Source organism: Shinella sp. H4-D48, assembly GCF_022637395.1.
In the GTDB taxonomy this organism is placed as follows: domain Bacteria; phylum Pseudomonadota; class Alphaproteobacteria; order Rhizobiales; family Rhizobiaceae; genus Shinella; species Shinella sedimenti.
Genome location: NZ_CP093337.1, coordinates 1179356 through 1198529, shown reverse-complemented (window position 1 = coordinate 1198529; position 19174 = coordinate 1179356). Strand labels below are relative to the sequence as shown.

Genomic DNA, 19174 nt, shown 5'->3' with positions numbered 1-19174 from the left:
TAAGCCGGGGTCGGTTCGACCTTGACTGGCTTGAGCCTTACGCCCTCTCGAAGCCGCGCGCCACCTCCCAGTCGGTGATGCGGCGATCATACTCTTCCTGCTCCCATTCGGCCGCGCGGACATAGTGGTCGATCACGTCGTCGCCGAAGGCCTCGCGCAGCATGCTGGACGTTTTCAGCACCGCAGACGCCGCGCGCAGCGTCTTGGGGATTTCGCGAATATCCTTGCCGCCATAGGCGTCGCCCTCGAAGGGGGCCTCCAGTTCCAGCTTCTGCTCGATGCCGGCAATGCCTGCCGCGAGAAGGGCCGCCATCGCCAGATAGGGATTGAGATCGGAACCGCCGACGCGGCATTCGATGCGGATGCCCTTCGTCCCCTCGCCGCACAAGCGATAGCCTGCGGTGCGGTTGTCCTTGCTCCAGATCGCCTTGGTCGGCGCAAAGGTGCCGGCGACGAAGCGCTTGTAGGAATTGATATAGGGCGCGAGGAAATAGGTGATCTCGCTGGCATGGGCGAGCAACCCGGCAATATAGTTCCGCATCAGGTCGGACATGCCGTACTTGGCGTCCTTCTCAAAGAACTTCGCCTCCTTGCCGTCGAGGCTCCACAGCGACTGATGGATGTGCGAGGAAGACCCGGCGGCGTTGTAGTTCCATTTGGCCAGGAACGTCACGGCCTTGCCGCGCTGCCAGGCGATTTCCTTGGTGGCGTTCTTGATGATGGAATGCCGGTCGGCCATCGTAACCGCCTCGGCATAACGCACATTTATTTCTTCCTGACCGGGAGAGGCTTCGCCCTTCGAATTTTCAACGGGAATGCCGGCGCCCTGCAAGCCGTTGCGCAGCGCCCGCATGACATCCTCCTCCTTCGTGGTCTGGAAGATGTGGTAGTCCTCATTATAGCCGCTGACCGGCAGCAGATCGCGATAGCCGCTTTCGCGCGCGTGATCAAAGGTCTGGTCAAACAGGTAGAATTCAAGCTCGCTTGCCATGAAGGCCTTGAGGCCCATGGCTTCCAGCCGTTTCACCTGCTTCTTGAGGATGGCGCGCGGCGAATGCGGCACCTCTTCATGGGTATGGTGGTCAAGCACATCGCACAGCACCATCGCCGTGCCTTCCAGCCAGGGCAGCTTTCGCAGCGTCTCGAGGTCCGGCTTCATCGTATAGTCGCCGTAGCCAGCCTCCCAGCTGGTGGATTTGTAGCCGGAAACGGTTTCCATCTCCATGTCGGTCGCCAGCAGGTAGTTGCAGCTGTGCGTTTCCTCGTACGCGCTCTCGACGAAATACTGCGCGTGGAACCGCTTGCCCATCAGGCGCCCCTGCATGTCGACAAGGCAGGCCAGCACGGTGTCGATGCGGCCTTCGGCCACATCCTTCTTCAGGTCGTCAAATGTATAGCGCACAGTCATCGGGGTGGTCCTGCGGGGTTATGGCGTCGTGATGAACCGGGCCTTGGCGGGCCCGGTTCGATAGCATTGTGGCATCAGCCGTTGACGTAGGGCGGGCCGGCCTTGTTGATGATGGCGTTGTAGTCCTCGAAGATCTTCACGACCTTGGCGGCCGTCTCGCCCTGTTCGGCGATTTCCTTCCAGAACACCTTCGCCGCATCTTCGACGGCCTTCCATTCTTCGCTCGGGATACTGGTGAGCTTCAGCTTCGTACCCTCGGCGCGCAGTTTCGCCTCTCCGCCCCAGTACCACTGGTCGCGGTAGTTGTTGCCGGCCTCGATGGCCGTCATGACCAGCTTCTTCAGGTGATCGGGCAGTTCCGCCCACTTCTTCTCGTTGACGAAGAAGGAGCCGATCCAGGCACCGGAAATGTTGTTCGTCAGGAAGTGGTCCGTCACATCGGCCCAGCCGACCGTATAGTCCTCGGTGATACCGGACCAGGCCATGCCGTCGAGTTCGCCGGTCTGAACGGCCACCTGCGCGTCTTCGTAGGGAATGGTGACGGGCACGACGCCGAACTGGGTCAGGAAGCGGCCGGCCGTCGGGAATGTATAGAGACGCAGGCCATCGAGATCCTTGAGCGACGTGATCGCCTTGTTGGTGTTGAAGTGGCACGGGTCCTGCCCCGAGGACGACAGCCATACGACACCGCCGACCTTTTCATAGGAGGACTTCCAGATATCGGCGAGACCGTACTGCTTGAACAGGACGGGTACGTCGAGGATCTGCTTGGTGGCGAGCGGGAAATAACCGCCGAAGGTCGCGACATCCGCCGGCGAGGCCATGGAGTCGTCGTCGGAATGCACGGCGTCGATCGTACCGGCCTGGAGCGCGCGGAAGAGCTCGCCGGTCGGGACGATCTGGTCGGCGAAGTAGAGTTCAATCTCCAGTTCGCCCTGCGCCGCGGAATTGATCGCGTCGATGATCGGCTTGGTGACGTGTTCGCCGAGCGCCGCGCCCGCATAGGTCTGGAAGCGCCACTTGATGGCCGTCTGGGCCTTCACGACTGCGGGTGCCGCCAGCGTGGCGGCTCCGGCCGCACCGATGGTGACCGCGCCGGCGCGCGTAAGAAATTGCCGTCTGTTCGTCATGTCTCTATCCCTCTGGTTATATAACTCTTCTGGTGCCGGGCAGGCCGTTCATCCCGGTCGGAAAATCCTTTTTCTTCTGTCGGCCTCGTGGTGTCCATCGAATGCCCGGCGGCTCCCACCGCCGGGAACCCGGTCATTTGCTGTAGTAATTGTTCGGCAGCCATGTCGCGATTTCCGGGAACACGCCGATGATGATCAGGCTTGCGGCCATGATCCCGACAAAGGGCCATATCGACTTGTAGATGTCCCGCATCCCGATTTCGGGCGGCGCCATCGCACGCATCATGAACAGGTTGTAGCCGAAGGGCGGCGTGATGTAGGCGATCTGGCACGTGATCGTGTAGAGCACGCCGTACCAGACGAGATCGAAGCCCAGCTTCTGCACCAGCGGAATGTAGAGCGGTGCGACGATGACGAGCATCGCGGTATCGTCCAGGAACATCCCCATGACCAGGAACGAGAGCTGCATCAGAACCAGCACCTGCCAGGGCTCGAGGCCGAGGTCGCCGAGGAAGAAACGCTCGATCGATTTCACCGCACCAAGACCGTCGAACACGGCGCCGAAGCAGAGCGAGGCGATCAGGATCCACATGAACATGCAGGTGATGCCGAGCGTCTTCTGCAGCACATCGTTCCACAGCCGGGCGCTGAGGCGGCCACGCCACCAGGCGACGAGCGCCGAGGAGATCGCGCCAACGGCCGAGCTTTCGACAAGGCTCGCGATCCCGCTGAGGAACAGCCACATCATGAGCACGAAGATGCCGAGCGGAACGATGCCGGCCGAAAGTAGCCGCACCTTCTCGCGGAACGGCACATTGCGCTCCGACAGAGGCAGCGCCGGACCGAGCGCCGGGTTTACACGGCAGCGCACATAGACGTAGATCGCCATCAGCGCCGCCATCATCAGGCCGGGCAGAAGGCCGGCAAGCCAGAGCTGGCCGACCGGAACGCGGGCGATCATGCCGTAGAGCACCAGCACCACGCTTGGCGGCAGCAGGATGCCCAGCGTCGAGCCGCCCTGCACCACGCCCGTCATCATGACCTTGTCATAACCGCGACGCAGCAGTTCCGGCAACGCGATGGTCGCGCCGATCGCCATGCCGGCGACCGACAGCCCGTTCATGGCGGAGATGATCACCATGAGCCCGACGGTTCCGAGCGCCAGACCGCCATTGATCGGCCCCATCCAGACATGGATGGCCTTGTACATGTCCTCGGCGATGCCCGATTCCGAGAGCATGTAGCCCATGAAAACGAACATCGGCACCGTGAGCATCGGATACCATTTGACGAGCTTCATGGCAGACGAGAAGCCCATCTCTGAGCCGCCCTCGCCCCACAGCAGGAAGGCGGCGACAACGCCGACGAAGCCGATCACGGCGAAGACGCGCTGCCCTGTGAGCAGCAGCACCATCATGCCGGCGAACATCGTGATTGCGATGAATTCATAGCTCATGCGATCGGCCTTCCCCGCAATTCGGCGATATCCTTGAAGAGCGAGGAGAGCGACTGTGCGAGCATCATGAACACTCCGAATGTCATGACGATCTTGATCGGCGCCATATAGGGCGCCCAGGCGGTGAAGCTCTTTTCCTTGAACTGTATGGCGTAGGTCGTGCTGGAAATGCCGCCATAGAGCATGAACCCGAGGAAGACGATCAGCGCGATGCTGGTCACCATGTCGAAGATCGCGCGCTTGCGGACAGACCAAGTGCCGTAGAACAGGTCCATGCGGACGTGGTCGCCGGTCTGCATGGCAAAGGCACCGCCCAGCATATAGTAGGCGGCCATGGTGAACTGCGCGGATTCAAGCGTCCAGTTTGCCGGCAGGCGGAAAGCCTTGGACAGCGAGGAGTAGAGCAGAATCGCGAACATGGCGAAGATCAGGTACATCGCGACAATGCCGACGCGCCGGTTGAACGTGTCGACGAAGCGTACATAGCTCTTGATGATATCAGGCATGGTCTCTGCCTCCGTCGGCAGCGCCGGGTCTCTCAGCCGGACCATCCCTCCATTGCGATAACGCAAGCATTCGCTTCGCCTCTCCAGTTCGTTTTCAGTTCCGTTTCCACGGGCCGTTCGTTCCCAGGTCTTTTTTATTGAATTGCCGACAGGGCCGCGCCGAGCAGTCCCGTCAGATAGCCGGCCACGACCTCTTGACCGGCTTCGTCCTGAATAAGGTCGTTGCGGACCTCGATCATCACATTGGGAAGGCCCTTGGACAGACCGTGCTCCCGCAGCGTGTGCGTCACGCCGTCATCCGGCCCATAGGGCTCGTTGCGGCGAATGGTATAGGGGCCTTCGGTCCCTGCGGCCGCCAGCATGGCATCGGCGAGGCGCGCATCGGCATCGTGCAGGATGCCGATCTCGACATCGCGCGGCTGGCCGAAATAGACCGGCGTGAAACTGTGCATCGTCGCGATGACGGGTGGCCTGCCCGCCGCAATCCGCGCCTCCACAAGGTCGCGCAACGTATCGCGGAAGGGAATATAGAGCGCGTGCGTTCGGGCATCCCGCGCCGCCTGGTCGAGGCCGACATTGCCGGGCACGTCGAAGACTTCGCTCTTCTCGGGCATGGCGGCCGGCGATTCCGGCGGGCGATTGCAATCGTAGACGAGACGGGAGAAGCGCTGGAACAGCAGCGTAGCGTCGAGTTGCTCCGCCATCAGCCGCGAAACCGCGAGCGCGCCGGGATCCCAGGCGATATGGCTGGCAAGCGCCTCGACGGAAAGGCCGAGTGTGCCGAGCGACGCCGGTAGCAGGCGCGATGCGTGTTCGCACACCAGGATCACCCGGCCCTGCGCAACAGCATTCTCCAGGGCGACGGGGTCGCCCTCCTCTCCAGTCAGAATTCCCATAGCCTGATCCCCTCGACCGGCTTTTATCGTTACTGAAAAGAATTCTTCACTCAACAGCCGCTGTCAACCGTCGCGTGAAGAAATCTCTTCAAAAAAACATTTGACTCGAATTGTGACAGGGCGTTTTATCGTTGAAACCCTGGCGGAGACCGGGGCTGCAGGGGAAAAATTTGACACTCAATCAAGCATCTATGACGGTGTCGGATGTTATCGCTGCCCACTTCGATGCGCTGACACGCGCCGAACGGCAGCTCGCAACATCATTGCTCGACAATTACCCGGTCTCCGGGCTGGGCAGCATCACCACCGTGGCGGATAATGCTGGCGTATCGACACCCACCGTCGCCCGCATGGTGCAGAAGCTTGGCTTTCGCGGCTTCCCGGATTTTCAGACGCGCCTGCACCACGAACTGGAGGCGACGCTCTCCAACCCCATAACCAAGCATGACCGCTGGGCCGCGAATGCGCCCGGTACCCATATCCTGAACCGCTTCGCCGACGCGATCATGAACAATATGCGTCAGACGCTCTCTCAGGTGGAGACCGCCGACTTCGACAGCGCAAGCGCCCTTCTGGCCGACCGCCAGCGCAGCATCTACATCATCGGCGGCCGCATCACGAAGGCGCTGGCGGACTATCTGTTCACCCATCTCCAGGTCATCCGCCCCAACGTCACACAGATCGCCGCCAATCCTGCATCCTGGCCGCATTACGTGCTGAACATGAAGGCCGGCGACGTGCTGGTGATCTTCGATATCCGCCGTTACGAGCAGGAGATGGAGACGCTCGGCCGCGTGGCGCGCGAGCGCGGCGTGGAAATCGTGCTCTTCACCGACCAGTGGGCCTCGCCGGTAGCCAAGGCCGCCGCGAAGGTTTTCCGCGTGCATATCGAGGCGCCCTCCGCCTGGGATTCCTCCGTCGTGACGCTGTTCATCGTCGAGGCGCTGATCGAGGCCGTCCAGAGTTCGGGCTGGGAGGAAACCAGCGACCGAATGAAGACGCTGGAGGGCCTGTTCGAGGCCAGCCGGCTTTTTCGCAAGCCCCGGCCGGAGGTCACCGACAAACCACGATAAATAAAAGAAAAAAGCGATACAGAACTGTCACATAAGGTTCATGCGCCACCAGTATCAGCTTCGCCGAAGTTGACTGACACACAAAAGGAGAACACCCGTGATGTCATCTACGAAACGTCTGCTCTCGCTCTCCACCGCGCTGGCGATCGCCCTTCCCTCGCTCGCCCTTGCCGAGCCGAGCGCCGAGCTCATCGAAGCGGCCAAGAAGGAAGGCATGCTCACCACCATCGCCCTGCCGCACGACTGGTGCGGTTACGGCGACGTCATCGCGTCGTTCAAGGCGAAGTATCCGGAAATCCAGGTCAACGAACTGAACCCGGATGCCGGTTCGGCCGACGAGATCGAAGCCATCAAGGCCAACAAGGACAACAAGGGCCCGCAGTCGCCCGACGTGATCGACGTCGGCCTCGCCTTCGGCCCGCAGGCCAAGGCCGACGGCCTGCTGCAGCCCTACAAGGTCTCGACCTGGGACGAAATCCCCGACAGCATCAAGGACGCTGAAGGCTACTGGTACGGTGACTACTACGGCGTCATGTCGTTCTTCGTGAACAAGGACCTTGTTGCCAATACGCCGAAGGACTGGGCCGACCTCTTGAAGCCGGAATATGCCGGCCAGGTCGCTCTCGCCGGCGACCCGCGCACGTCGAACCAGGCCATTCTTGGCGTTCTCGCCGCTGGCCTTGCCAAAGACGCCAAGTCCGGGAAGGAAGCTGGTGAGGCCGGCCTTGCCTATTTTGCTGAAATGAACAAGGCAGGCAACTTCGTTCCGGTCACCGGCAAGTCCGGCACGCTGGCGCAGGGCTCGACCCCGATCATCGTCGCGTGGGATTACAACGCGCTCGGCTGGGCCAAGACGCTGAACGGCAACCCGCCGACCGAAGTCGTCGTTCCGGAAAAGGGTGTTCTGGCCGGCGTCTACGTGCAAGGGATTTCCGCCTACGCGCCGCATCCGAACGCTGCCAAGCTGTGGATGGAACACCTCTATTCCGACGACGGCCAGCTCGGCTGGCTGAAGGGCTATTGCCATCCGGCACGCTTCAACGCCATGGTCAAGGCTGGCAAGGTTCCGCAGGACCTGATTGACGCCCTGCCGCCGGCGGCTTCCTATGAAAAGGCCTACTTCCCGACGCTCGAGGAAGTTGACGCCAACAAGGCTGCAGTCACCGGCGGGTGGGACAGCGTCGTCGGCGCAAACGTAGAGTAATACGCCCCTCACCGCCCCGGCAGACAGGCCGGGGCGGTGGCCACCAAGAGCCTATCCGGCGTCTGTACCGCCACCCCATGAGGCAATCCTGATGTCGTCAGACAGCTCACCAGCGAAGCAGCCAGACAATGCGTTGCGTTTGCCTCTGCACTGGCTTGGTGCGGTTCCCTTTGCCGTGTTCGTCATTCTGTTCCTGATCCTGCCGACGTTCCGCATCGTCCTGGGCGCTTTCCAAACCTCCGACGGCGGCTTCACGCTCGAGAATATACAGGGCCTATTCACCCCGACGATCCTCTCGGCTTATTGGGTTTCCATAAAGATCAGCGTGGCCTCGGCCCTGCTCGGATGTCTGGTGGGCTTTGCCGTAGCGGCTGCGGTCGTTCTGGGCGGCTTGCCCAGAGGCATACGCGGCCCGCTTCTCACATTCTCGGGGGTCGCGTCCAACTTCGCCGGCGTTCCGCTGGCCTTCGCCTTTCTCGCAACACTTGGGCCGGCCGGCCTGATCACGCTGTTTCTCCAGACCCAGTTTGGCATCAACCTGCGGATGCTCGGCTTCAACCTCCTGTCGTTCTGGGGTCTCACAATCACCTATCTGTTTTTCCAGATCCCGCTGATGATCCTGATCATCACGCCTGCGATCGACGCGCTGAAGCGCGAGTGGCGCGAGGCTGCACAAATCCTTGGCGCGACGAACGCGCAATATTGGCGCCTTGTCGCCTTCCCAATCCTGCTACCCTCCTTCCTTGGTGCCTTCGCCCTGCTCTTCGCCAATTCCTTTGGTGCGGTCGCTACAGCAATGGCGCTCACCGGCTCGTCGCTTAACATTGCGCCGATCCTGCTCTTCGCCCAAATCCGTGGCGACGTGCTCGGAAATCCGCATCTCGGCTATGCCCTCGCCTTCGGCATGATCGTCGTGACGGGCATCGCCAATGCGGTTTACATCTGGCTTCGTGCCCGCAGCGAAAGGTGGCTGAAATGAAGAGGTTTTGGGCCTGGGGCGCCCTCATCTTCGGGTTGCTCTATTTCCTTCTGCCGCTCATCGGCATGACCAACTTTTCGCTCAAAATGCGGCGCGGCGTTTATTCGTTCGATGCCTATGCTGTCGTTCTCAGCGATCCGCGTTTCCAAGAAACCTTCACCTATTCGGTAGTGATGGCGCTGTTCACCATCGCCTTCGGCGTGCTGCTCGTCGTGCCGACGGCCTATTGGATCCGCCTGAAGCTTCCAGGTCTGCGCCCCTATGTTGAATTCGTCACGCTCCTGCCGCTCGTCATCCCGGCCATCGTCATCGTCTTCGGCTATATTAGGCTCTACAACACCTCGAGTTGGCTGCCGCTGACAGGTAGCGTGACTGGCACGAACATCCTTCTTATGTTCGGTTATGCAACGCTGGCGTTGCCCTACATGTATCGCTCCGTCGATACGGGCTTGCGCGCCATCGACATTGCGACGCTGACGGAAGCCGCCCAGAGCCTTGGCGCCGGCTGGACCACGATCCTCGCAAAGATCATTCTGCCGAATGTGCTGGTCGCGGTTCTCTCGGGTGCCTTCCTGACCTTCGCCATCGTCATCGGCGAGTTCACTATGGCTGCTCTTTTGAACCGTCCCGCGTTCGGCCCGTATATGCAGCTGCTCGGCGCCAACCGCGCCTACGAGCCAGCCGCTCTCGCCGTGATCGCCTTCGGCATCACCTGGGGCTGCCTCGGCCTTATCCAGCTTGTCTCCCGTCTCCAGAAGGGCGCGCAAAGCCCCGCCTAAGGACCCTTTATGAGCTTCCTGACCCTCACCAGCCTCCAGAAGTCCTTCGGCACCGTCCAGGTCGTCAAGGATTTCAACATGTCCATCGAGAAGGGCGAGTTCATCTCGTTCCTCGGGCCGTCGGGCTGCGGCAAGACCACGGTGCTGCGCATGATCGCCGGCTTCGAGACGCCTTCCGGCGGCACCATCACCATCAACGGCAAGAGCCAGGCGAACCTGCGCCCCAACCAGCGCAACATCGGCATGGTCTTTCAGGCCTATGCGCTGTTCCCGAACATGAATGTCGCTGAAAACGTCGCCTTCGGCCTGAAGGTTGCCGGCCGCCCGAAGGCGGAGATCGACGCGCGCGTCAAGGAAATGCTCGGCCTCATCAAGCTCGATCACCTCGCCGACCGCTACCCCTACCAGATGTCGGGCGGCCAGCAGCAGCGCGTCGCGCTTGCCCGCGCGCTCGCGCCAAAGCCGCAGGTTCTCCTGCTCGACGAGCCGCTGTCGGCCCTCGACGCGAAGATCCGCGTGTCGCTGCGCGAGGAAATCCGCATGATCCAGCAGCAGCTCGGCATCACCACCGTCTTCGTCACGCATGACCAGGAAGAGGCGCTGTCGATCTCCGACCGCATCGTCGTGATGAATGCAGGCCGCGCCGACCAGATCGGCACCCCCGCCGATATCTACAACCGCCCCGCCACGCGCTTCGTCGCCAACTTCGTCGGCACGCTGAACCTCATCGAGGCGAAGGTCGTCGATCCCGCCTCCCACCGTGTGTCGATCGGCGACCAGGGCGTCACCCTGCGCGAGCCGCTCGGAGACGTGAAGGTCGGTGACACGATCTCGCTGGCGCTGCGCCCCGAAGCCGGGTCGATCATGCCGGATGCCAAGGGCGACACCGCGCTCTCCGGCGACGTCGTCTCCACCAATTTCCTCGGCTCGGTCATCCGCACCCGCATGAAGGTCGGCGAAAGCGTCATCTCGTTCGACATGTTCAACAGCCCCGGCCTCGTGCCGCCGGTGGTAGGCGAGACCGTCACGCTGCACTTCGTAGCGAGTGACCTGCTGATCATCCGCGATTAGCAGTTCGTTCCCGCCTTCTGGCGAAGCTTGAAAAATTCTGTCGTGAAAGTCGTTATTTGCGTCGCCCGCGGATTTGATCCGCCGGCGTTTGCCCGTTATGGTCTGTCTGTTCTCAGGGCGGGGTGAAACTCCCCACCGGCGGTATCCGGAGCAATCCGGGAGCCCGCGAGCGCCTTTCGCGAATGGGAGGGTCAGCAGATCCGGTGCGATGCCGGAGCCGACGGTCACAGTCCGGATGAAAGAGAGCAAGCAGGACCACCGCCGCGTTGGCGGAAGTTCTGCGTGTTCGCCCAAGGGGACCGTTGAAAAATGGCTCAACCCTTGAAAGGCCTCAGACATGAATGCGAATGCCACCCCCTCCTCCCGTATCGCCGTCATCCGCGCCCGCTGGCATGCCGGCATCGTCGATCAGGCGGTCGATTCCTTCGTCGCCGAATGGAAAGCGCTCGGCGGCCGCGCCGAGGATGTCGACGTGACCGACGTGCCGGGTGCGCTTGAAATTCCGCTCCATGCCCAGCTGCTCGCCCGCACCGGCAAATATGCCGCCATTCTCGGCGTTGCGCTCGTGGTCGACGGCGGCATCTACCGCCACGACTTTGTCGCCGGCACCGTGGTCGATGCCATCGTGCGCGTGGGCCTCGATACCAACGTGCCGGTTCTCTCGGCCGTGCTGACGCCGCACAATTTCCAGGAATCGGAAGCGCATATCGCCTTCTTCCGCGACCATTTCGTCATCAAGGGCAAAGAAGCCGCCAACGCGGCGCGCCAGATCATCGATGCCCGCGCACAGGCCGCCCTCGCAGCCGTCGCTTGAATCGACACATCAACGACCGGAATCTCCCTGCCAGCGCAGGGCGGTAACACATTGAAAAGACAAACCGCAGACCCGGCCAACCGCCGGGTTTGCGATGTTGGTCACAAGGCAATGCATTGCCTTGTTGCGCGCCTGGCCTCCTGCATCCGATCGACATTCCGGATGGAATGCTAATGTGGGGGATGCGCGATTTACGGATAAAACACCTCTCCCTGCTTATCGTGCAGACGACCGCCTGTTGCGCGGGGTGCATGCCGGCGACCTGAAGCGTGCCGGCAGGCCCTGCAAACCACGCGGCGTCATCGCGCGATGATCGCGCAAAGGCTGTACGGCTCAGACGCCACCGCCGTTCCCCGACATCGCCGCACGGGCTGTCTCGGAAGGCATGCACGGCGCCACCGGAACGCTCGTCCTTCCGGCCCGTGACGCGAGGCCGTCTTAACGACAGGGGAACAGCGCGATGTCGAAATGGTTCAGAGAACATGCCCCCATGGATGCCGGTGCGCTGACGGACGCCTTCATGCGCCTCAAGCGCGGCTCGATTTCGCGGCGCCAATTTCTAGGCATCACCGGGCTCGGCCTTGCGGCCGCCGTGCTCGCCCGCCAGCCGGGGTTTTCTTCGGTCGCCCATGCCAGCGGCGATCTCGGCGCCAGCATGGCGATTGCGACATGGCCGAACTATCACGACCCCGCCACCTTCGAGGCCTTTACCGCCGCAACCGGCGTCGCGGTGGAGGTCAGCATCTTCGGCTCGAACGAGGAGATGCTGGAAGCGCTTCAGACCGACAGCGCCCGATGGGATCTGTTCGTGCCGACAAACTACACGATCTCCACCTATGCCCATCTCGGCCTGATCGATCCGCTGGACCTGTCCCGCCTGCCGAATTTCGACGCACGCACCCAGAATGCCCGTTTCACCAGACAGGGCACCGCCGAAGGCAAGGTGTATGCGCTGCCGAAGAACTGGGGCACGACCGGCATTGCCTACAATACCGACAAGGTGACGGTCACGAGCTGGAAAGAATTCTTCGCAGCCGCCATGGACGAGGCAGATGGCCGCGCGATCGTGCACGACTACCAGCTCACCGCCATCGGCAATGCCCTCGTCGCGCTCGGCTTTTCCTTCAACTCGGTGAAACCCGAGGAGCTTGCAAAGGCCGAGGAACTGTTGCTCCAGGTCAAGCCGCATCTCTATGCCGTCACCAGCGACTATCAGCCGGCCATGCGCGGCACTGACGCCTGGATGACCATGTGCTGGACCGGTGACGGCGCACAGCTCAGTCGCGACGTGCCGGAGATCGCCTTCACCCTCGGTTCGGACGGTGGCGAGATCTGGTCGGATTTCTACGCCATTCCGAAGAATGCGCCCAACAAGCCAGCCGGCTACGCGCTCTTGAACTTCCTGATGGACCCGCAGAACGCAGTGCGGGAGCACATCGCCAACGGCACGCCGGCCACCGACAGCCGCGTCGTCGCCCTGCTGCCAGCCGAAATCACCGGCAACAGGATCGTCTATCCCGACGAGGCCGCGCTCACCCCGCTCGAATTCGGTGCCGCGGTGACACTGACCGATCCGGCACGCGCCGAGGTGATGGCTCGGTTCAAAGCAGCCTGAGCGGCAACCGGTCTCAGACCGAACCGAGCGGCCCCTGATGCACGACGATGCGCGCGTGGTAGGGAACGCGCTTATAGAGATCGATCACATCCTGATTGATCAGTCGCACGCAGCCCGAAGATGTCGCCTTGCCGATCGACTTCCATTCCGGCGAGCCGTGCAGGCGATAGAGCGTGTCCTTCCCGTTCTGGAAGATATAGAGCGCACGCGCACCGAGCGGGTTCTTGATGCCGGGCTCCATGCCACCGTTCTCGACGGAATATTTGGCGAGGCTCGGCGTGCGCGCGATCATGTCGGCCGGCACCTTCCAGCGCGGCCAGGGCTGGCGCCAGTGAATGATACCCTCGCCTTCCCAGGCAAACCCGTCGCGGCCGATGCCGACACCGTACCGCATCGCCGTGCCGCCGGGCTCGACCAGATAGAGGAAGCGTCCAGGCGTATCCACGACGACAGTGCCGGGCGCCTCGCCGGTCGGATCCTTCACGCGCTGGCGATAGTATTTCGGATCGATCTCCTTGTAGGGGATCGCGGGAATGAGATGTCCGCCATCCTCGACAGCCGCATAGCGCGCGGCAAGCTCCTCGTCCGTCGCCGGTACGATCGGGTAGCTGACCTTCTGCGGAACAGGCACGTTCTTCACGCCGCCTTCCGTGGTTGCACACCCCGCCAGCGTCGCTGCAGCCCCCACTAGCAAGGCCCTGCGCGACAAGACACCGATCTCAGACATTTCTAGAAACAACTCCTGCAAGTCCCGTATGGATGCAGGATCGCTAGCCAACGGCGATGCCGGCGGCAAGCAATTGGAAGATCACATCTTCGGGATGCACAGCGTTAGCGCCGCTGCCGTTGCCTTCAAGACACGGCAGCGGCCGGAACGCGATCAGGTCGACTGGCCGGCCAGCCAGTTGTGCCAGTCGTTCTCGCTGCCGACGAAGACGTTGAGATCGATCTTTCCACTCACGCCATGCGACAGGCCCGAGCCGGAATACTGCCAGAACAGCCAGCGGCGGTTGGGGTAACGCACCGACGGATGCGCTGCGACCGAACGCAGCCAGAACGGATATTCCTTCAGCTCGCCCGACAGGTTGTCGGCATAGAAGTCCGGTGCGGTATAGATGATCGGCCGCTTACCGTAATGGCGCTCCAGCCGCTCGGCGAAGACGCGGATCTTCTCGACATACTGCGCGCGCGTCAGGCGGCGCTTGCACTTTGATTCACCGTTATATTCGGCGTCGATGACGGGCGGCAGCGCGTCCGGGTCCTTCGGCACGTTGCGGATGAACCAGTCCGCCTGCTCGCTGGCGACTCGGCACCAGTAGAAGAAGTGATAGGCCCCGCGACGGATGCCCGCCTCCTTGGCAGCGCGCCAGTTGTGGCGGAACATCGGGTCGGTATGATCGCCGCCGTCGGTGGCCTTGATGAAGGCGAAGTTGGCGCCCTGCGTGCGCAGCTTCATCCAGTCGATATCGCCCTGCCAGCGCGAAACGTCGACGCCATGCACCTGATAGTGCTTGGGCGCGCGCTTTCCGAAATTGATCGGCTTGGCATCGCGGAACTGCTGGCTGTAGATGCGTGAGCGCTTGCCCAGCTTCCCGATGGACGGCATCTCGGCCGTTTCGGCGGTATCCGTGGGACGCGCGGTGGGGCGCACGGCCTTTTCGGTCACGCTTTCGAAGACCTGGGTTCCCGGCACCGGCCCGGCCCAGGCAAGCATTTCGCTCGCACCCTCGGCCTTCACCTTGCTCTGGCCGACGGCGACTTCCGGCACCGGCCCGCTCGCCTTCACCGAACTCGTCGTCTCGCGCGACGGCTTGATTGACAGGACCGTTTCGGGACCTGCGCTCGAAGCGCAGCCCGCCAGGGTAACACAGCCAAGGAGGGCCGCCGTAAGGATCGAAAGACGCATAGGCACTCGCACGCAAAACTAACCGGAGCCCGCCCTCTCGATGCCGGGACGGAATTACTAACGGAAGATTACCGCGAAATGTTAAATGCAACGTTTACAGCTGACTGAGACATTTCAGTCACTTAAGGCGGAATGCCTCGCGTTTTCCGACAATTGTTATTAATCTCCCGAAACGGCCCCAAGGCCGAGGGATAAGGCAGGCAGCGCCAGCGGCCCCGCCAGACGGCATCATCCCAGCGAGATGTGGCCGATGTCCTTCCTCTTGATCTCGTCGAGCGACTCGTCATAGCCCGCATCCGCATAGCGGATCACGCCAAGCGAGGTGTCGTTGGTCAGGGCATGTTCGAGGCGTTCGGCCCCGCCGTCTGTTCCGTCGGCCACCAGCGTCACGCCGCAGCTTGTCATGTAGCCGGCATAGCCGCCACCGCCGGAATGCACGACGACGAGATCGGCCATGGACGAGCAGAGCAGCATCGCATCGAGCAGCGGCCAGTCTGCGATGGCGTCGGAGCCATCCTTCATCCGCTCCGTCATGATGTTGGGGTGCGCCATCGCGCCGGCGTCGAGATGGTCGCGCGAGAAAGCGATCGGCCCCTTCACTTCACCTGCGGCGACCAGCGTGTTGACCGCCAGCGCCAACGCGGTGCGCTCGCCGTGCCCCAGCCAGGCAATGCGCGCCGGCAGGCCTTCGAAGGGAATGTTCTCACGCGCAAGGCGGATCCAGTTGGTGACGATGGAATTGTCCGGAAACATCTCCAGCACGAGATCGTCGATGCGCGCGATATCGCTCTCTTCGCCCGACAGCGCCATCCAGCGGAACGGACCGATGGCGCGCGCAAAGAGCGGGCGCAGATAGGCTTCCGTGAAGATCGGGATGTCGAAGGCATTGGCAACGCCGCCTTCCCGCGCCTGTGTGCGGATGAGGTTGCCGTTATCGAAGACTTCCGAGCCCCTTTTCTGGAACTCCAGCATGGCCGAGACATGCTCGACGATGGAAGCGCGGCTCGCGGCCATCAGCTGCCCCTGCCCGTCGTCACGCAGCCCCTTCACCTGATCGAGGCTCATGCCCTTCGGCACATAGCCGTAGACGAGGTCATGCGCCGAGGTCTGGTCTGTGACGATATCGGGCACGATGCCGCGCCGCGCGATTTCGGGGTATGTCTCCGCCGCATTGCCGACGAGGCCGATGGAGGTCGCGCGCTTTTCCTTCACCGCGGCATCGATCATGCCAAGCGCCGTGTCGAGATCCGGAGCGACATGCTCGAGGTAGCCGACCGCCTTGCGTGCCGCCGCCCGCGCGGGGTCGATATCGACGCAGAGAATGGCCGCCCCGGCCATGCGCCCGGCGAGCGGCTGCGCGCCGCCCATCCCGCCAAGCCCCGCGGTCAGGATGAAGCGGCCGGCAAGACTGCCGCCGAAGCGCTTTTCGGCGATGCGCATGAAGATTTCATAGGTGCCCTGGATAACACCCTGGCTGCCGATATATTGCCACGCACCGGCAGTCAGGCCGCCCCAGCAGATCAGCCCCTTGCGCTGGAGTTCATAGAACACCTCCGCCTTCGCCCACTGCCCGACGATGTTGCAGTTCGCCATGATGACGAGCGGCGCCTTGGAGTGGGTCTTCAGCAGCCCCACCGGCTTGCCGGACTGGATGACCAGCGTCTGGTCCTCGTCCATCTCGGTCAGCGCCTTGACGATCGCCCGATGCGCCGCCCAGTTGCGCGCGGCCTTGCCGAGCGCGGCATAGACGATGAGATTGTCTGGGTCCTCGCCGACCGACAGCACGTTTTCGAGCAGCCGCAACAGCGCCTCCTGCCGCCAGCCCTTGGCGCGCAGCACGGGGCCGGACGGGATCGGATAGTTCGGGTGGCGGGCGTTCGGTTTGGGCATGGGTGTCTCCTCATATATTCGTGGGGAGGCTCACCCCCTCTGCCCGGCAGGGCAGAGGGGGTAACGCGGCTGTCTTCTCCTAAACCACCGTCTCCAGCGCATACCGCGCCAGCTCGATCCCCATCGCCTTCTCCACCGAGGGATAGACCGTCGGATCCAGCACGCTCGAGGCAAGCGGAATGATCGTCTTGGGCACATGCAGCACGAAGACCGACATGCCGACCTCCAGCTGTCCGACGCTCAGCGGCTCGCCCTCTGGCGACAGCGTGGTGATGACATCGGGGAAGGTCGCAAGCCGTGTCCCGTCGGCGGTTTCAACCGCCATGTACTCGTTCATCACATGAAGCACCGAAGCCTTGTCGCCCTTGCCGAGGGTCACCGTGCCGATGTCGAAGGCTTCCTTCGTGTAGACCACGGATTTGTCGGTGATCGTGCCCTCGGTCAGGATGCCGCCGCCCGTCGTCTTCACGATGGCATCGATGATCGCCGAGCCGCCCCTGCCTTCTGCCGCAAGGATCGCTTCGCCCAGTTTCAGCGCCAGGGAGATGCCGCCGAGCGCCGCATTCCTGCGCACATAGGAGGCGCGCAGCGGGTTGCGGCACGAGGCGATGAAGCCGCCGGACATGTCAGAGGCGGTGCGCAGGATCGGCGAGACCTTCGCCGTCGCGCCGCGCACGACGAGTTCGATGTACCGGTTTTCATCACGATTGCCGCCAACGGCGGTTTGGATCATCTGCTCGGGCGAGCCGGCCATGCCGATCGAGCCCATGTCGCCGGTCGGGTGCGCGCGCATGTCGCCCACCGCATCCAGCACCTTTGTACCGAGGATCGCGGACGGCAGCCAGCCGTTCAGCGTCGAGGACTTGCCGTTCTGCCCCACCATCAACGCCGCGACCTTCTCGCCGAGCGCTTCCTGAAGCAACTCGACGGCCTTGACGTAATCGACGCCGCGCATCTCCCACGGCGTGGTCGAGGCCGGCGCGCCGATGGCGGCCGCCGTCGCCACCCAGTCGTCGTCGGAGAGTTCGTCGATGGACACCAGTTCCGGCTTGCCGATGGAAACCGCCGCACGACCCAGCATACGCCCGTGGTCGGCCCAGCCGCCACCGCCGGCGGCGTAGACCGAGCCGCCCCGAACGGCCGCCTCGACGTCTTTTTCCTTTAAAATCCGACCCATTAGACGTTCTCCTGAATCAGTTTCTCATCCAGCTGAATCACCGCGTTAAAAAGCACCGCCGCGCCGAGCGCGATGTCGTCGATCTCGGCGAATTCCTCCGGCGCGTGGCTGCGCCCGCCAAGGCACGGAACGAAGATCATCGCAGCCCGCGTCACCTTCGCCATGAAGGCCGTATCGTGCCCGGCACCGGAGGCCATGCGGCGATGCCCGGCACCGACCGCCTCGCAGGCCGCATCCAGAATGTCGAGCAGCAACGGATCGCCGGGGGTGGGCATGTTGTCAGAGATGCGGCGCGGCGGCGCTATAACGGTGCCAGTTTCCCGCGCGATCTGTTCCGTGAGCTGGTCCACGGAGGCGGCGAACACATCCATGGTGGTGCGCTCTTCCGCACGTGCATCGATCAGCAGGCGTGCCCGCGACGGCACGACATTGGCGGCATTCGGTTCGATGGAGAATTCGCCCACCGTCGCGGTGAAATGGCCGGGGCCGTCGGAAAACGATTTCGCCAGCGCCTCGATGCCCGTCACCAGCCTTGCCGCCGCCGCCAGTGCATCGGCACGTGCGCCCATCGGCGTCGTGCCCGCATGGTCGGCGCGCCCCTCCACGATGATCTCGATGCGCGTGATTCCCGCAATCGCCGTCACCACGCCGATGTCGAGCTTTTCCGTCTCCAGCACCGGCCCCTGCTCGATATGCAGTTCAAGGAACGCCGCAATGTCTCTGCGCGCTTCGGCGACAATGCGTGAAGGATCGCCGCCGGCATCGCGGATGCCCTGCGCCAGCGTCAGGCCCCCGCTGTCGCGCGTCAGCCAATCTTCAGGCAGCACACCGGCCATGCCGCGACTGCCGATGCAGGAGACACCGAAAACAGAGACTTCCTCGGCAAGAAAATCCACGACCTCCAGATCATGATCGAGTTCGATGTCCTGATCGGTGAGCGCACGCGCCACTTCCAGCGCCACCGCGACGCCCGCGATGCCGTCATAGCGTCCGCCATCAGGCACCGTGTCGGAATGCGAGCCGAGCATGATCGTGCCGCGACCGGGCACGCGGCCCGGCCGGCGGCCGATGAGATTGCCTGCCGCGTCGATGCGCGTCTCGAGCCCTGCGGCCCGAAACGCATCGTCAAGAAAATCCCGCCCTGCCGGGAACAGAGCGGTAAAGGCACGCCGTGTGTAGGGCCGTCCCGGATCGGTGAGCCGGGCAAGCCCGTCGATCACATCAGCGATGCGCGCTGGATCGACCGGCAGATTGGTTGAACGGGCCATCC

17 protein-coding genes and 1 riboswitch are annotated in these 19174 nt (G+C 62.9%); of the genes, 7 read left to right on the top strand and 10 right to left on the bottom strand.

Annotated features, from left to right (window positions below; translation table 11 throughout):
- Window positions 1-37: 37 nt before the first annotated feature.
- The 5 genes from MNR02_RS05690 to MNR02_RS05670 all read right to left on the bottom strand — a co-directional run bounded on the left by MNR02_RS05690 (window position 38) and on the right by MNR02_RS05670 (window position 5396).
- Entirely contained in the window at window positions 38-1408 is a 1371-nt protein-coding gene (locus tag MNR02_RS05690; RefSeq protein ID WP_241948396.1) for a glutamine synthetase family protein, read from the bottom strand.
- Between the two features lie 74 nt (window positions 1409-1482).
- Entirely contained in the window at window positions 1483-2538 is a 1056-nt protein-coding gene (locus MNR02_RS05685; protein WP_241948395.1) for a TRAP transporter substrate-binding protein, read from the bottom strand.
- A 133-nt stretch (window positions 2539-2671) separates the two neighbouring features.
- A complete protein-coding gene (locus MNR02_RS05680) occupies window positions 2672-3994 on the bottom strand; it encodes a TRAP transporter large permease subunit (RefSeq protein WP_241598323.1) in 1323 nt (440 codons plus the stop codon).
- Window positions 3991-4500 carry a TRAP transporter small permease subunit gene (locus MNR02_RS05675; protein ID WP_241948394.1) on the bottom strand — a complete coding sequence of 170 codons (510 nt, stop codon included), beginning with the start codon at window positions 4498-4500 and terminating at the stop codon, window positions 3991-3993. The genes MNR02_RS05680 and MNR02_RS05675 overlap by 4 nt, the downstream gene beginning before the upstream one ends.
- 134 nt (window positions 4501-4634) lie before the next feature.
- Entirely contained in the window at window positions 4635-5396 is a 762-nt protein-coding gene (locus MNR02_RS05670) for an N-formylglutamate amidohydrolase (protein ID WP_241948393.1), read from the bottom strand.
- Between the two features lie 191 nt (window positions 5397-5587).
- Between MNR02_RS05670 and MNR02_RS05665 the strand changes: the two genes are divergently transcribed.
- The 7 genes from MNR02_RS05665 (at window position 5588) to MNR02_RS05635 (ending at window position 12931) form a co-directional block, all read left to right on the top strand.
- Window positions 5588-6469 (top strand): MurR/RpiR family transcriptional regulator, encoded by an 882-nt coding sequence (locus tag MNR02_RS05665; RefSeq protein WP_370879909.1) that lies wholly within the window; start codon window positions 5588-5590, stop codon window positions 6467-6469.
- A 100-nt stretch (window positions 6470-6569) separates the two neighbouring features.
- The gene (locus tag MNR02_RS05660) at window positions 6570-7673 is read left to right on the top strand and encodes an ABC transporter substrate-binding protein (RefSeq protein WP_370879890.1); all 1104 of its coding nucleotides are present in this window, start codon (window positions 6570-6572) and stop codon (window positions 7671-7673) included.
- Between the two features lie 91 nt (window positions 7674-7764).
- On the top strand, window positions 7765-8652 hold the full coding sequence (locus tag MNR02_RS05655; RefSeq protein ID WP_241598315.1) for an ABC transporter permease subunit: 888 nt from the start codon (window positions 7765-7767) through the stop codon (window positions 8650-8652).
- Complete coding sequence (locus MNR02_RS05650; protein WP_241598314.1) at window positions 8649-9431, top strand: iron ABC transporter permease; 783 nt, start codon at window positions 8649-8651, stop codon at window positions 9429-9431. The genes MNR02_RS05655 and MNR02_RS05650 overlap by 4 nt, the downstream gene beginning before the upstream one ends.
- Window positions 9432-9440: 9 nt before the next feature.
- Window positions 9441-10502 (top strand): ABC transporter ATP-binding protein, encoded by a 1062-nt coding sequence (locus MNR02_RS05645; RefSeq protein ID WP_241948392.1) that lies wholly within the window; start codon window positions 9441-9443, stop codon window positions 10500-10502.
- 104 nt (window positions 10503-10606) lie between these two features.
- A riboswitch (FMN riboswitch) is annotated at window positions 10607-10753 on the top strand.
- Window positions 10754-10839: 86 nt separating this feature from the next.
- Entirely contained in the window at window positions 10840-11316 is a 477-nt protein-coding gene (locus MNR02_RS05640; protein ID WP_241948391.1) for a 6,7-dimethyl-8-ribityllumazine synthase, read from the top strand.
- Window positions 11317-11776: 460 nt separating this feature from the next.
- Window positions 11777-12931 carry a PotD/PotF family extracellular solute-binding protein gene (locus MNR02_RS05635; RefSeq protein WP_241948390.1) on the top strand — a complete coding sequence of 385 codons (1155 nt, stop codon included), beginning with the start codon at window positions 11777-11779 and terminating at the stop codon, window positions 12929-12931.
- 13 nt (window positions 12932-12944) lie between these two features.
- On the opposite strand, the gene MNR02_RS05630 is transcribed toward MNR02_RS05635, so the two are convergent.
- The 5 genes from MNR02_RS05630 to MNR02_RS05610 form a co-directional block, all read right to left on the bottom strand.
- Window positions 12945-13658, bottom strand: a complete 714-nt coding sequence (locus MNR02_RS05630) for a L,D-transpeptidase (protein ID WP_241948389.1) — start codon at window positions 13656-13658, stop codon at window positions 12945-12947.
- A 153-nt stretch (window positions 13659-13811) separates the two neighbouring features.
- Window positions 13812-14837, bottom strand: a complete 1026-nt coding sequence (locus MNR02_RS05625; RefSeq protein WP_241948388.1) for a glycoside hydrolase family 25 protein — start codon at window positions 14835-14837, stop codon at window positions 13812-13814.
- A 228-nt stretch (window positions 14838-15065) separates the two neighbouring features.
- Window positions 15066-16727, bottom strand: a complete 1662-nt coding sequence (locus tag MNR02_RS05620; RefSeq protein ID WP_241948387.1) for a urocanate hydratase — start codon at window positions 16725-16727, stop codon at window positions 15066-15068.
- A gap of 79 nt (window positions 16728-16806) precedes the next feature.
- On the bottom strand, window positions 16807-17904 hold the full coding sequence (locus MNR02_RS05615; RefSeq protein WP_241948386.1) for a DUF917 domain-containing protein: 1098 nt from the start codon (window positions 17902-17904) through the stop codon (window positions 16807-16809).
- Window positions 17904-19172, bottom strand: coding sequence for a Zn-dependent hydrolase (locus tag MNR02_RS05610; RefSeq protein WP_241948385.1), 1269 nt, complete (start codon window positions 19170-19172; stop codon window positions 17904-17906). The genes MNR02_RS05615 and MNR02_RS05610 overlap by 1 nt, the downstream gene beginning before the upstream one ends.
- Window positions 19173-19174: the final 2 nt, after the last annotated feature.